1 protein-coding gene is annotated in these 567 nt (G+C 65.1%); it reads right to left on the minus strand.

The features are described 5' to 3' along the window. Positions 1-566: alpha-amylase family glycosyl hydrolase (locus AC02VZ_RS26060; protein WP_476476564.1), on the minus strand; the 566-nt coding region annotated here is incomplete at its 3' end. Position 567: the final 1 nt, after the last annotated feature.

The following is a 567-nucleotide window of genomic DNA, read 5'->3' on the forward strand; positions in this document are numbered from 1 at the left end:
AGGTCCGGCTGGTGGGAGAAGAAGCGGTGCCAGTAGTACTGCTTGCGCACCGGGTCGTAGGTCCAGTTGGACGCCTCGGTGTCGACGAAGATGATGCGCGCGTCCTGGAACTGCTTGTCGTCGTCGGCCCACACGTAGTAGTCCCCGTACGGGCCGTCGGGGTCCTTGCGGGACTCCTGGAACCACGGGTGCTGGTCACTGGTGTGGTTCATGACGAAGTCGATGATGACGCGCATGCCGCGCTGGTGCGCGGAGTCGACGAACTCCACGAAGTCGGCGAGGTCACCGAACTCGGGCAGCACGGCGGTGTAGTCGGAGACGTCGTAACCGCCGTCGCGCAGTGGGGACTTGAAGAACGGCGGCAGCCACAGGCAGTCCACGCCGAGCCACTGCAGATAGTCCAGTTTGGCGGTCAGGCCCTTCAGGTCGCCGACGCCGTCACCGTTGCTGTCCTGGAACGAGCGGACCAGCACCTCGTAGAAGACGGCGCGTTTGAACCACTCGGGGTCCCGGTCCCCGGCGGGGGTGTCCTCGAAGGTGTCCGGCACGGGTTCGTTGACGATCATG

The organism is Streptomyces sp. 3-6, from assembly GCF_056323165.1.